Genomic DNA, 14,119 nt, shown 5'->3' with positions numbered 1-14,119 from the left:
AGTCGCTAAACTATCTGTCTTTTGAATGTGGACAAAACAGTAGTTTTGTCCACGGACGGTGCCTGTCACCGGAATTTTATTTAGCTGTTAAAGCAGTATAGGCATTTGCTTCCCCATCTCCATATAGAGCATCGTGGCCGGGTTTGCCATAGTCAAGTGCTGTCTTTTCAATCAGTGCTTTTACTTGAGCAGGATTATAATCTGGATGTTCAGCTTTGATTAATCCTGCGATACCGGCGACTTTTGGTGAAGCCATTGAAGTACCGTGTAAGTATGCGTAACCATTAGCATTAGTTGTAAAATAATTAGCCAAATACCTTGGCCAAGTAGATAACGCACGGTAAGTGAAATCACGCTTCATTAAATCACCGGTCGCTGCATAATCTGGACCGTTATCACCGCCGGGAGCTGCTACATCAATAAAGCTATTTCCATAGTTTGAATAGAATGCTAATTGAGTAGTTGACCACTTATTTGAAGATGAAACCGTGATAACCCCTGGAATTCCTCCCGGTGTTTCAACTGTTACACCTTTAAATACGAGATTTGAATCACCATAGTTCGCATTCAAATAATCAGTAAGCGACTTTTTATCAGCGTAATTTAGCGATTCATTACCTGCGGCTGAAACAACTGTTACGTTATGCTTAACAGCATACTCCACGGCCCGTTTCCAGAGAAGAACATCTGCAAGATCTGAATAACGTGTGCCATCAGAGTAATATTTCAAATTATCAAATCCGCCAATTGACATGTTAATAACATCGACTTTGTCATTAGCAGCAGCAATAATCGCTGCTACAATCGGTGATGTTGGAGCACTGCCGCTTGCATCAAAAATACGGTAAGCTCGAATTCCTAAATCCGGACCAACACCTTTGATTTTCCCATTCCCGGCAATGGATCCTGCCACATGTGTCCCGTGACCGTTAGTATCTGTCACATCTGAAGAATTACCTGATTCAGACGGAACACCTCCATAGTAGCCTCCAGCAGGGACGAAGTTTTGACCACCTATGAAATTCGCCGCTAAATCAGGGTGTCCTGAGTCAATTCCAGAGTCGATAATACCAACAACGGCTTTATGGGATACCTTATTGTCGCTACCTTTTGTCCCGCCTGTCTCAATTCCGTATGATTTCCCATCATTGGTTAAATGCTTTATATCCCATTGAAGATCCCAATAAGAACTAGCATTAGGATCAAGAGTCACAGGCTGCCCATTCGATTGCCCTTGTTGTTCATCATCCAATTTGTAAGCCCTTTCAATATTTGCCGCAGAAATAGTTGTATCTGACTTTAACTGTTCAAGAAAAGCTGGGTTCGATGAGCGCACTTCCAAACCGCTAATCTCTGGAATTGCTCGTAATACTTCTCCTCCAGCTTTTTTAATTATAGATTGATAGTCTGCTGGCAACGACTTATTATAAGCAATTAGATAATTTTTGCTTACAGTCGGTGTGGTTGCAGAGGCGTGTAAGCTAAAAGATGATAAAGATATTGCAAGGATACTGCTGGCAACGATAGCCATTCCCTTTTTCTTTTTTTTCACATTAAAAACCCCCTAAAGTTATTATGTTAACATTCTAAATTTTATAACAACTAGATTTACAATTAATAGAAGTTTCTCTCGATAAAGAACGACACGGATTTTAAAAACCTTGCCTTTATCTGTCAAAATCAATTCCCGTGTCTGTTATCACCCCGATATATGTCGAACTTGATATGACAAAATTTCAACTAGTTAGGCAGCAAGATTCCATTTATTCTGGGCATTCGCGCAAATCTAATTAAACGTTTGATTAATAGGAAATCGCAGTAATAGAACGAAAAATGACATCTTAGTAGAAGCGCTTGATTGAAATTGCACTCCTTTCAAACTACTTGATTGGATTGAAAAAACTAAAATGAATTGGATTATGACACTGTTTAAGGATTTCACCAATTCTTAAAATGAAGAAAGCCCTAGTGATGTACCTGCACTAGGGCTTTTCTTGTTTAATATGTTTTTGGATTTCCTCTCACTATTAAGATTGCAATTGACTGTCTATTTCATAGGAAGAGATTTCCCACGTAAGAAAAAACTAATTCTAAGGATAAATGGAACACCGATAATCCGCGCCACACGGAAATCAAGTGAGAAGACCATTGTAATCAGGATGGTACTTATAGAATAATGCCAGTAAAGCGGTAATTTAAAACTGAAGAGAAAATATACCTAAATATTCTTTAGCTGCTAAAAAGGCTAATCCATTTGTTGATGGCGTGAATTGATTAGCATACAATGGCAGCTTTCGGCTTGTTTGGTAATCAGTTGGGTAGGGCAGTACATCGATGTTATTTTTCTTGAAATCTAATACCGCGCGCTCCATATGGAATGCAGATGTGACCAAAACAGGTTTGTGCCATCCATTCTTATTTAACAGTTGTTTTGAGAACTCCGTATTTTCCTCAGTGTTTTTACTCTTATTTTCTAAGAAGATTTTACTTTTCGGAACTCCCAGACTAAGTAGTTCACGTTTGGCAATCTCAGATTCATTTCCGGAATCACTGAATACTTGACCGCTCGAGAGTAATATGGGAAGCCCTGTCCGTTTATAAAGTCTTAGCACAGTAAGCAAACGGTTCGCTCCATTACCTGAAAGCTGGCCCTTACCATCGAAGTCCGGTGTGTCAAGGGTTGCCCCTCCGCCAAGCATCAAGATGACATCCCCTTTAATTTGAGATGGAGGAGTATAGCGATTTTCCAATGATTGAATTAAAAGTTTGCCGGTTAGGGGAATGGTACAACCATATAAAAGGAAAGCGGTAATGAACAATAATTTTGCTATTAATGTCTCCCGGCGGTAAAGAAGGATTCCGACTATCAAAAGGAATAGTACAAAAATTCCCGGAGGGAGAACAAAGCCATAAATAAATTTAATGATGTACGACATAGCACGTCTCCTTTCTCTTAATGATTATAAATAATTGAATGAGGGATGGGGAGTTTTTTAAAAATTAAAAAAGTTATGTGACCGGCAGAGTTTTGTTAGTAGTCGCGCTCCTTTAAAGGATAATTCTTTTGTTCTCATGAAATATGAAAACGGAGCGGTAGGGTTTCATTTGCGGAAAAGCCAATTTCATTTGCGAAAAAGGTTAGATGATAGTTTTAACAAGAGAAGATTTCAATAGTTTTTGTGACCCTAAAATTTTTTTCAAATCCTTTTGTGGGTTTTTGTACCGATTTGTATCGTTTTGTAGGTTTGCTTATAAACTTAATGAAGTAATCGATGAAAGAAATTGAAAACGTTAACAAGGAGGATGTAGATGAAAAAATTTGGATTAGCTGGGCAAATTTTTGTTGCACTTATATTAGGTATAGTGGTTGGAGCTGCTGTTTACGGGAACAAAACAGCAATTGCCTTCATTTCACCAATCGGTGATATTTTCATTCATTTAATTAAAATGATCGTTATGCCGATTGTAATAGCCGCACTTGTTGTTGCGGTGGCGGGTGTAGGTGATATAAAAAAATTAGGTAAGCTTGGCGGCAAGACGATTCTTTATTTTGAAATCATTACAACGATTGCGATAGGGATTGGATTGCTGGCTGCAAACGTGTTTCATCCAGGTTCTGGTGTAGATATGAGCCATCTGGCAAAAGGAGATATCTCAGCATACGAACAAACAGCAAGCGCTACACAAAACAAAGGCTTTGCGGATACAATTGTTCACATCGTTCCGAAAAATGTGTTTGAATCAATGGCGCAAGGCGATCTATTGCCTATTATTTTCTTCAGTGTTCTATTTGGCCTAGGGGTCGCGGCAATCGGGGACAAAGGTAAGCCTGTGCTTCATTTCTTTGAAGGTGTATTAGAAGCAATGTTTTGGGTAACAAATCAAGTAATGAAAACTGCTCCGTTTGGAGTATTCGCTCTTATTGCGGTGACGGTGGCCCATTTCGGAGTGAGCACATTACTTCCGCTTGGAAAGCTTGTATTGGCTGTTTATGTAACTGTAATATTTTTCACTATTGTGATTTTAGGTTTAAACGCGAAAATGACAGGAACAAATATTTTTACGCTTATTAAGATTTTAAAGGAAGAACTTATCATTTCTTTTACAACAGCGAGTTCTGAGGCAGTGCTCCCGAACATTATGAAAAAGATGGAGCAATTCGGTTGTCCGAAGGCGATTGTTTCTTTCGTCATTCCGACAGGATACACATTCAATCTGACGGGATCAGCAATTTATCAGGCGCTTGCTTCGCTGTTTGTTGCGCAAATGTATAACGTCCACATGTCGTTGATGCAGCAAATTACATTGTTATTTGTACTTATGATGACTTCAAAAGGTATGGCAGGCGTCCCGGGTGCATCGTTTGTCGTTGTGCTGGCGACACTCGGCTCTATGGGATTACCGTTAGAGGGAATTGCTTTGATTGCTGGCATCGATCGTATTTTAGATATGATTCGCTCCGCCGTAAACGTTTTAGGAAACTCATTGGCTGCCATCTCAATGGCGAAATGGGAGGGCGAATTTGATAAAGACAAAGCGCAGGATTATTTGGATTCTGTTAAAGAAACAAATGTTGCATAAAGGGATAGGAGGAGAATGTAATGACAGTAACTGAAATAAAACCAAACGTTCGAACCGAAAAGGATTTTTTAGGATCAAAGGAAGTTCCTGCTGAAGCCTATTATGGGATCCAAACACTTCGTGCTGTTGAAAACTTTCCAATCACAGGGTATCGAATCCATGAAGAATTAATTAAAGCGATGGCCATGGTGAAAAAGGCTGCTGCGCTTGCAAATATGGATGTTAAACGTCTTTATTCCGGCATTGGACAAGCAATAGTTAAGGCGGCAGAGGAAATGATTAAAGGAAAATGGCACGACCAAATTATTGTCGATCCTATCCAAGGCGGAGCAGGAACCTCGATTAACATGAATGTAAATGAGGTCCTTGCCAATCGGGCTATTGAATTACTTGGGAAAGAAAAAGGGGACTATTCCCATTGCAGTCCAAATAGCCACGTCAATATGTCACAATCAACTAATGATTCTTTTCCTACTGCGATTCATATTGCAGTCCTAAACTTTTTAGAAAAATTGTTAGCAACCATGGAAGAAATGCATACAGTTTTTCAACGAAAGGCCGTAGAGTTTAATCCTATTATTAAAATGGGCCGTACCCACCTTCAGGATGCTGTGCCGATTCGGCTTGGTCAGGAATTTGAAGCCTATAGCCGCGTAATCGGACGTGATATCAAGCGGATTAAACAATCACGCCAGCATTTATATGAATTGAACATGGGAGCAACGGCCGTCGGAACAGGGTTAAATGCGGATCCGCGTTATATTGAATTTGTGGTAAAACATCTAGCAGACATCAGCGGCCTGCCGCTAATCGGTGCAGAACATCTTGTTGATGCTACGCAAAATACTGATGCATACACAGAAGTATCAGCGGCATTGAAAGTTTGTATGATGAACATGTCAAAAATTGCAAATGACTTACGCTTAATGGCATCTGGTCCAAGAGCAGGTTTGGCTGAAATCACGTTACCTGCACGACAGCCTGGTTCTTCTATCATGCCTGGTAAAGTAAATCCAGTGATGGCGGAAGTTATTAACCAGGTGGCATTCCAAGTAATTGGAAATGACCATACGATTTGTCTTGCATCAGAAGCAGGTCAGCTTGAATTAAATGTTATGGAGCCTGTCCTAGTATTTAATCTTCTACAATCGATCAGTATTATGAATAATGCTTTCCGTGTTTTTACAGACCATTGTTTAAAAGGAATAAAAGCAAATGAAGAGAGATTAAAAGAGTATGTAGAAAAGAGTGCTGGAGTCATTACGGCGGTTAACCCCCATATTGGGTACGAAGTAGCGGCTCGAATTGCACGGGAGGCAATCTTAAGCGGTGCGCCAATCAGGGAACTATGTTTGAAATATGATGTGTTGACAGAAGAGGAGCTAAATTTGATACTAGACCCGTATGAAATGACACATCCAGGGATCGCAGGTGCAGCTCTTTTAGATAGATAGTAAACTTGTAAATCTCAAGCAAATCAGGGCGAAGCGCCCTTTTTTGCTTGGCATAAGGGATAAAACTTCTTCTGCAAGGGAAGAATCAAAGAACTTCCGGTACAAAAAAGCGCTTTTTAGGGAGAAGAACCTCTGGTTTTACGCCTTAACATGCTGGTTGGGCTTTTCTAATTAAGAATCAATATCAGAAGTTTGATTGGAAAAGGAAGGGTATTATATGTATAAATTCAAAGTTAGTCCGAATGGGGAAGTGGAAACTGCCTTACGTGGTGCGGAATTAATTGCTACACCGTTGTTAAATAAAGGGGTTGCATTTACGGAGGAGGAGAGAAAGGAGCTGGGTTTAACAGGATTATTGCCGCCGGCAGTACTAACGCTTGATGAGCAAGCACGCCGTGCATATAAACAATTCTCCTCGCAGACGAGCGATTTGCGTAAAAATATAACGTTATCGGCACTTCATGACCGAAACGAGGTATTGTTTTACCGTGTGCTGACGGACCATTTGCCTGAAATGCTTCCGATCGTATATACACCGACAGTCGGGTTGGCAATCCAACGTTACAGCATTGAATACCGCCGCCCGCGCGGAGTGTATTTATCCATTAATAATGTTAACGACATTGAACAGGCATTTGAAAACTTCGGGGCGAGTGCGGATGATATCGATTTAATGGTTATAACCGATGGGGAAGGCATTTTAGGAATCGGTGACTGGGGTGTTGGCGGTATTAATATCGCGATCGGTAAATTAGCCGTTTATACGGCTGCAGCTGGAATTGATCCCGCCCGTGTCATGCCAATTATTTTAGATGTGGGCACAGATCGTGAAGAGCTTCTAAACAATCCGTTCTACGTCGGAAATCGCCATCCCCGTGTTAGGGATGGCCGGTATGATGAATTCATTGAGCAGTTTGTAAGCACAGCGGCGAGTATGTTTCCTAATGCATTGCTGCATTGGGAGGATTTCAGCTCCCAAAATGCACGAAACATTTTAGAGAAATATCGAGATAAAGTGTGTACATTCAATGACGATATACAAGGTACAGGTGCCGTATCACTTGCTGCTGTGCTGGGGGCAGTGCGTGCTTCCGGTATTCCGCTCAGTGAACATCGTATTGTCGTATTCGGGGCGGGTACAGCCGGTATTGGAATTGCCGATCAGGTTCGTGATGCCATGATACGCGAAGGGCTTTCATGGGAATCGGCGAACCGCAGGTTTTGGTGCATTGACCGGAATGGTTTGCTGGCAGTTAATATGGACGAATTGTACGATTTCCAGCGGCCATATGCGCGTCCCGCTGATGAAAACAATTCAGGAGCAGGCTTGGCTGAAGTCGTTCGTCAAGTACATCCAACTATTTTGATCGGAACTTCAACGGTTGCGGGGGCTTTTACTGAGGATATTGTGAAAGAAATGGCGGCACACGTTGAAAGACCGGTTATTTTGCCTATGTCCAATCCGACTCCGCTTGCGGAAGCAACCCCTGCTGATTTAATTCATTGGACAGAGGGTAGAGCTCTAGTGGCAACCGGAAGTCCGTTTCCTCCAGTAACATATAACAAAACAGTATATGTAATCGGTCAATCCAATAACGCTCTTATTTTCCCGGGGCTTGGACTTGGAACGAACGTGTCGCGTGCCAGTATCATTACTGACGGCATGTTCGCTGCTGCAGCAGAAGCTGTAGCGGGTATGATCGATGCTAGCAAGCCGGGTGCCCCATTACTTCCGCAAGTTGAGAATCTCCGTACTATTTCAGAAATCGTCGCGATTGAAGTGGCAAGGGCGGCTGTTGCTGATGGTGTGGCACGAATAAAACATGACGATATTAAGCAAGCTGTTCGAAATTTAATGTGGGAACCGGTTTATCGGCCTATGAAAGCTGCAAAGGAAAAAGTTATGGTATAATGAACCCAAAAACAGCTTGTTTTGATAAACAAGCTGTATTTTCTTATATAGTAATTGGAGATTAGGAAAATTAATTTCCGAGAGACTATAAATGTTAATTGTATTTATAACTACAAGCGTATACTAGATGCAAAAATTAGGATGTGGCGGATTTGAGAGCGAATCAACTGCAAAGCAAAGATTACTGGATTATTATAGCTCTTACGGTTATTATACCGATCGCGGGTGAATTGAACTTTCATCCATTCGATAATGTATTTCGTGTCAGTTTTGGAACACCCATTTTCTTCTTTTCTTTATTGTACTTTCGTAAAATTTCACCTGTTGTAATGGGGCTGTTAATAGGCATGTCCGTCTCGGCGTTCCGTGTTCTATTGGATTGGATGATGTCGGCGGACTTTAGCCTGGTAGAATCAATCACTTTACGGTCTCCGACGTTCTTCTACTATTTCACATTTGCCTTCCTGTTTTATTTGATGAGGGTGAATCGTTTTCAACATCCTTTGCTGATAGGATGTTTCGGTATTACAATTGAAATAGTATCTAGTCTTATGGAGTTAATGCTTTATCATCTTTTTGTATTGGGAACTACGGTGACGGTAGGGGCATTAAACAAAATCATTATTATCGCAGTGTTCCGAAGCTTTTTTGTATTGGCCTTCATCAATATGATGAGGATTTACGAACTGCAGCTGAAAGAATCGCAAACCAGGCGGGAGAATGAGAATATGCTTAAACACCTTTCCAATTTGTATGTAGAGTCCGTTTATTTGAAAAAGACGCTACAAAATGCAGAAACAATCACAAAAGAATCCTACAATCTATATCGAAACTTGAATGATTTTAACCATGTTCAAGGGCTTCCAATTAAAGATTGGGGAAAAAAAGCTTTACGAATAGCTGGAGAGGTGCATGAAATAAAAAAGGATAACCAAAGAATTTTTGCTGGCCTTACAAAGCTCATTTCAAGTGAAAGTCTACCGGAATATATGAATGTACATGAATTGGCGCACATGATTGTGCGAATCAATCAGAAATATGCGGCGCTGTTAGGAAAGAAAATTGAATTTGTGTCACAGATTAGGGGACAGCATCCGAATTATCATATTTATCTTATGCTGTCTTTTATCAACAATTTAGTTGCGAACGCAGTAGAAGCGATTGAAAATACAGGAACAATAACCGTTTCGATTGATAAAGAGGATAATTGGATTGACTGTAAAGTGATTGACGACGGTCCGGGAGTTCCTTCAAAATATAAACAACTCATTTTTAAACCGGGGTTTACCTCTAAATATAGAGGTGATGGAACACCCTCCACGGGAATGGGGTTATCTTATATAAAAGAAATGGCAGAGGAATTGGGAGGAGAGGTAAAACTCCTACCGAGAGAGAACGGGAGCATTTTCACCATCCGGCTGCCGATCGTCAATCTTGCCGAGGAAGGGTGAATTTATGCATTTTTATATCACGGATGACGATGAAGTCTTTCGCTCTATGCTGTCACAAATTATCGAGGATGAAGAATTGGGTGACGTTGTAGGGGAATCGGAAGATGGTTCTTTCCTAGATGCACATACGCTTGCAATGAACCATGTCGATATTTTATTTATTGATTTACTGATGCCGATCCGGGACGGAATTGAAACCATTCGGAGCCTTGTACAGTCATTTAAAGTAAAAATCATTATGATTTCCCAAGTCGAATCTAAAGAGCTGATCGGAGAAGCTTATTCCCTTGGAATCGAATATTACATCACAAAGCCGCTGAACAGAATTGAAGTAATAACGGTTGTACAAAAGGTCATGGAGCGTATTCGTTTTGAGCGATCTATACATGACATTCAAAAATTACTCAGCAATGTATCTGATTGGAATTCCACCAAAGAACATAGGCCTTCCTACGGGGAAAAGAAAATTACAGAATGGGGCCAATTCCTTTTATCCGAACTCGGAATAGTCGGAGAAAACGGAAGTAAGGACTTGCTGGATATCATTGATTATTTGTATCAATATGAGACAAAACTAGCATTTGATAATGGATTTCCAATTTTAAAGGATATCCTCACCCAAATCAGCTTGAAAAAGTTAGGAACGGCCGCTTCCCAAGAAGAGGTTGACAGGGAGAGAAAAGCATCAGAACAGCGAATTCGCCGAGCGATTTACCAATCATTGAACAATTTGGCATCTCTTGGTCTAACTGATTTTGGGAATCCGAAATTTGAGAATTACGCGTCGAAGTTTTTTGATTTTACAACAGTGCGTCAACGAATGACGGAATTGAAACATGCATCTTTAACTTCATCAACGCATACACGGATAAATGCCAAGAAGTTTATACAGGCTTTGTATTTCGAAGCAAAACATCTGGTAGCTGAAGGATATTAGAATGTGAATTGGAACACTGCAAAAAACCTCAATCCTTGTTATAAAAGAATTGAGGTTTTTTGATACTACTTCAGATTTTTACCGAGCTTTAATTGTGAAAGGTTTATTTTAATAGAAAGATATTGAGTTGAAATTCCTCCTTTTACAAGTAAAATCAAGAATAAGAAAGTCATTAAGGATGGAGAGTGCCATAGACGTGAAAATATTAACAGTTGAAAATTTAGTTCGAAAATTTTCATTAAAAGTATTGACTGGAGAAAATCAATTACAACAAACAATTAAGCAATCACGGTGTCATCGTCCGGGTTTGGAATTCGTTGGTCACTTTGATTTTTTCCCAACTGAACGTGTTCAAATACTTGGAAGAAAAGAAATTACTTATTTGCATAAATTAAGTATAGAGGAGCGTCAGATGCGAATAGGTAATATCGTCAAATACCACCCCCCTTGCTTTATCGTTACTGCTGGACAGGAAGGACTACCGTATTTAACTCAGTATTGTGTAGAAGAGGGAATCCCGTTATTATGTACAAACGAGCCTCAAATGACTTCTGAATTTATTACGAAACTTGATGAGTATATGGTAAAAACATTAGCTCCAGAAATCGCAGTTCACGGGGTTTGTATCAATGTGTATGGAATGGGCATTTTACTTCGAGGAAAATCAGGCGTCGGCAAAAGCGAAACGGCACACACAATGATTGGCAGAGGTCACAGGCTAGTGGCTGATGATATCGTTGTGTTGAAAAAGCTCAGTCCACGAACCATTCTCGGTACCCATGATGGGAAAACAAAGGAATTTCTCGCTCTACGAAGTGTCGGGCTATTGAATGTGGTCCGCTTATATGGGAGAAAAGCTTTTCAGGATGAAACGAGGATCGCGCTCGATATTGAACTGACCAAATGGCAGAAAAATTCCCTTAATAATGAATTGGATCACGAACCTAGATATACAGAATATATGGACGTTCGAATTCCTCATATTGAAATTCAGCTCCAACCTGGTCGGGATGTGGCGGGTTTAATTGAAGCTGCGGCAAATAACTGGCTTCTGAAACAGCAAGGATACAGTGCTGCGGAAGAGTTCACGAGACGGCTAGAATCTGATTCCAGCTGGTAATGATCCGTAGTGTTATTCTTAATTTTGTGGATTCAGCTGCTAAGTATCTAACAAAATTCCACTATATGAGAATATAATAAAAAGCCACCTTAAATGGTGGCTTTGTTTTTGATGTTTTCTTTCACAATGTCTGATTGGAAAATAACCATACTATAAATAGAAATTTATAATTTTGTTTCACCATCAATAACAGTTAGGAATCTATTATTCCAAATAGACTCATGATGATTAATAATATCACTTGCATTTAAAATTACACCATTTAATGTACTATGTGTCTCTTTGAAAAGTAGATTTTTTTGGTACCCTAAACTAAAGGCTGCTCTAATAGTTGTGTCGAGACAAAACTCAGTCTGTGCTCCTGCAAAAATAAGTTGTTCTATTTCATTACTTCTTAAGTAATCTAAGAGTTCAGTTTGATAGAATGAATCCCATTTTGATTTTTTAATAATTTTATCGGTAGAGGATACTAATAAATCTTTATGAAGTTTCCAGTCATTTTTTCCTTCAAAAAGTTCGTCTTGTTCGTTTTGACTAGTATGTTGAATGAAGATCACTTGTATATTTTTTTCATGAGCCTGCTTAATTAGCTCGTTTATATTAATAACTAATTGCTCATTTTTAAATAAATAGTTTTGGGGATAATTAAAGAAAATTTCTTGCATATCAATAATTATTAGAGCCTGTTTCATAAAATAACACTTCCTGTTAGTTTCTTATTAAATATAACAGGTGGCAATTAAATTTTGCAATAAAAGAGAGCCGCTCTATTCCGCAATGCCCATTTGGTGAACCATGTCATAAGTAACCTCCCAATATATAAATTTGTAAAACAAGGAAAATTATACCATTAATTATAGGGTGTTACATCACAAATCGGAAAATTCATTAAATTTTACAAAAACTTTAAATTAAAAAGGAGTTAATCATTTTTATTAAGCCAACAACCACCTTAAGAAAGCTTTAAACTACCGGGTGTTTCCTTCAATAAGAGCAATCAAATACTACTCTAAATGTATCTTAAAGTAGAAGATGTTATTTCTATTTTCGTAGTTCGTGAAGAGGAAGGAAAAGCCGAGGGGACATTCTGTTTGGTAATTTGTTTTCCTTTCCGAGACAAAAATGAACGGGTCAAGAGTTGAAGAGTGGGATGCGGCAATAGTCCCTTTTTTATTGTGTAATAAAGTATAAAAAAATGAGTATGGATTAGAAAATAAGATAAAGTAGAGGATTTATTTGGAAAAATCTTAGATTACGAGTAGATTTAACCCGATTTAGCCTTTTACAAGTGAGTGGCTCAAGCTTACAATTACTTCATAAATTAGTAATTTAATATATCGGCTTAATCCTGAGGAAACTCAGGAGCGGAGGAACCAATTTTTAGGGGTTAATTCTGGATATCAGAAGGGATGAGAGCTGCTCTTTCGCCATCCTACCCGTCAGCTAACTTCGTCGGCTAAAGCGAGGGGGGACTAAGACCACCTAATTCAGGGGGCTTTTTTGTTTATCACAAATAAGCAGCCTGAGGTAAAAAAGTAGGTCTTTTTATTATGCCTATTTCAAGAGAAATGGGGGGATGAAATTGGTTGAAATTGTTTTTCAGCTTGTGGTTTTGGCGGTTATTCTTGCCGTAATTATATTCTGTCTTTCTTGGAAACTGTTTTATAAAATTGGAAACAAAGTAGAAAAAACAAGAGAAAAAATTAAAGAGGAAAATGACAAGGGGAATGTGAAAGATGAAAATAACAAAATTTAAACTTGGTGCATTTATCTTTGCGGTGGTACTGGCTTTGGTATTAGTTGCGGGTTTTACTGGAATCTCATGGATTAGCGTCGGAAATGTGGGGATTGTCAAGCACATAGATGGAGAAGTCACAGAACTAAACCAAGGGATTCATTGGGTCGGTTGGGGAGTTGCTGTCCAAGAGTATCCTACTTATATGCAGTCACTAGTGCTTTCTGATAATCCAAAAGAAGGTGGAAATGACAATCAGCAATGGTCGGTAGGAACTAGTGATCAACAGGAACTACCAGTCAATACATCTTTAACCTGGAAAATCAATACCAAAAATGCCCCTGCGTTGTATCAAACGGTTGGAGGAAAGGATATTCAATATATTTCAGATTCCATCGTGAAACCGACTATGAAAAATGTCGTGAACAAAATCACTCATATGTATTCATGGAATGACATAAAGGGAGCAGGGCAAGCAGATGTTACGGCAAAAATTAACAAAGAATTAGGAATTGAACTCGATAAAATGGGAATTTCCATCGGAACATTTGGATTTACCCATGTGGGGTCACCAAAAGGAATGGAGCAGTCTCAGCAGGCTCTTGCCACTGCTGAGCTAAATGTTAAGAAATCACAAGCAGATCAAGATAAAGCGAAGATTGAGAATCAGACAAAAATCCTAAACGCACAAGCAGATGCACAAGCAGCAAAGATCAAAGCTGAAGGGGAAGCTGCAGCAAATGAGGCTTTATCTAAATCTTTAACATCTGAGCTGGTGGAATACAATAAAGTACAGAAATGGAACGGTGTGAATCCAACAACTATTCTGGGAAATGGTACCAGCACAATGGTAACCGTTAAATAAAAAGGAAAAAAGTGTTGGTATTAAAGCCGACACTTTTTTGTAAAGTTGAAGAAAGGGTTGCTAC

At 39.4% G+C, this 14,119-nt stretch carries 11 protein-coding genes, 1 pseudogene and 1 riboswitch; of the genes and pseudogenes, 9 read left to right on the top strand and 3 right to left on the bottom strand.

What is annotated here, in order from left to right:
- Positions 1-76 precede the first annotated feature (76 nt).
- Positions 77-1,552: a S8 family serine peptidase gene (locus J2S10_RS12105; RefSeq protein ID WP_307408010.1), complete on the bottom strand. Its 1,476-nt coding sequence runs from the start codon at positions 1,550-1,552 to the stop codon at positions 77-79.
- Between the two features lie 643 nt (positions 1,553-2,195).
- On the bottom strand, positions 2,196-2,936 hold the full coding sequence (locus J2S10_RS12100) for a YdcF family protein (RefSeq protein WP_307408008.1): 741 nt from the start codon (positions 2,934-2,936) through the stop codon (positions 2,196-2,198).
- A gap of 61 nt (positions 2,937-2,997) precedes the next feature.
- On the opposite strand from J2S10_RS12100, the pseudogene J2S10_RS12095 reads away from it, so the two are divergent.
- The 7 genes and pseudogenes from J2S10_RS12095 to hprK form a co-directional block, all read left to right on the top strand.
- Positions 2,998-3,099 (top strand): annotated as a pseudogene (locus J2S10_RS12095) (hypothetical protein); the annotation flags it as partial.
- Between the two features lie 210 nt (positions 3,100-3,309).
- Positions 3,310-4,581 carry a cation:dicarboxylate symporter family transporter gene (locus J2S10_RS12090; protein WP_307408006.1) on the top strand — a complete coding sequence of 424 codons (1,272 nt, stop codon included), beginning with the start codon at positions 3,310-3,312 and terminating at the stop codon, positions 4,579-4,581.
- Positions 4,582-4,601: 20 nt separating this feature from the next.
- Positions 4,602-6,035 (top strand): aspartate ammonia-lyase, encoded by a 1,434-nt coding sequence (gene aspA, locus J2S10_RS12085; RefSeq protein ID WP_307408004.1) that lies wholly within the window; start codon positions 4,602-4,604, stop codon positions 6,033-6,035.
- A gap of 217 nt (positions 6,036-6,252) precedes the next feature.
- Positions 6,253-7,947 (top strand): NAD-dependent malic enzyme, encoded by a 1,695-nt coding sequence (locus J2S10_RS12080; RefSeq protein WP_307408002.1) that lies wholly within the window; start codon positions 6,253-6,255, stop codon positions 7,945-7,947.
- A gap of 143 nt (positions 7,948-8,090) precedes the next feature.
- Complete coding sequence (locus J2S10_RS12075) at positions 8,091-9,398, top strand: ATP-binding protein (protein WP_307408000.1); 1,308 nt, start codon at positions 8,091-8,093, stop codon at positions 9,396-9,398.
- 4 nt (positions 9,399-9,402) lie between these two features.
- Positions 9,403-10,335, top strand: coding sequence for a response regulator (locus tag J2S10_RS12070; RefSeq protein ID WP_307407998.1), 933 nt, complete (start codon positions 9,403-9,405; stop codon positions 10,333-10,335).
- Between the two features lie 196 nt (positions 10,336-10,531).
- Complete coding sequence (hprK, locus tag J2S10_RS12065) at positions 10,532-11,455, top strand: HPr(Ser) kinase/phosphatase (protein WP_307407996.1); 924 nt, start codon at positions 10,532-10,534, stop codon at positions 11,453-11,455.
- A 164-nt stretch (positions 11,456-11,619) separates the two neighbouring features.
- Here the strand turns inward: hprK and J2S10_RS12060 are convergent, their stop codons facing one another.
- The gene (locus J2S10_RS12060) at positions 11,620-12,147 is read right to left on the bottom strand and encodes an isochorismatase family protein (RefSeq protein ID WP_307407993.1); all 528 of its coding nucleotides are present in this window, start codon (positions 12,145-12,147) and stop codon (positions 11,620-11,622) included.
- Positions 12,148-12,784: 637 nt separating this feature from the next.
- Positions 12,785-12,928: riboswitch (cyclic di-AMP (ydaO/yuaA leader) on the top strand.
- Between the two features lie 109 nt (positions 12,929-13,037).
- Between J2S10_RS12060 and J2S10_RS12055 the strand changes: the two genes are divergently transcribed.
- Together J2S10_RS12055 and J2S10_RS12050 are read left to right on the top strand one after the other, a co-directional pair.
- On the top strand, positions 13,038-13,211 hold the full coding sequence (locus J2S10_RS12055; RefSeq protein ID WP_307407991.1) for a hypothetical protein: 174 nt from the start codon (positions 13,038-13,040) through the stop codon (positions 13,209-13,211).
- The gene (locus tag J2S10_RS12050; protein ID WP_307407989.1) at positions 13,192-14,055 is read left to right on the top strand and encodes an SPFH domain-containing protein; all 864 of its coding nucleotides are present in this window, start codon (positions 13,192-13,194) and stop codon (positions 14,053-14,055) included. The genes J2S10_RS12055 and J2S10_RS12050 overlap by 20 nt, the downstream gene beginning before the upstream one ends.
- Positions 14,056-14,119: the final 64 nt, after the last annotated feature.

This window comes from Neobacillus ginsengisoli (assembly GCF_030813055.1).
Note: the sequence above shows the minus strand (reverse complement) of the source record. Positions and strands in the feature narration are given on the sequence as shown.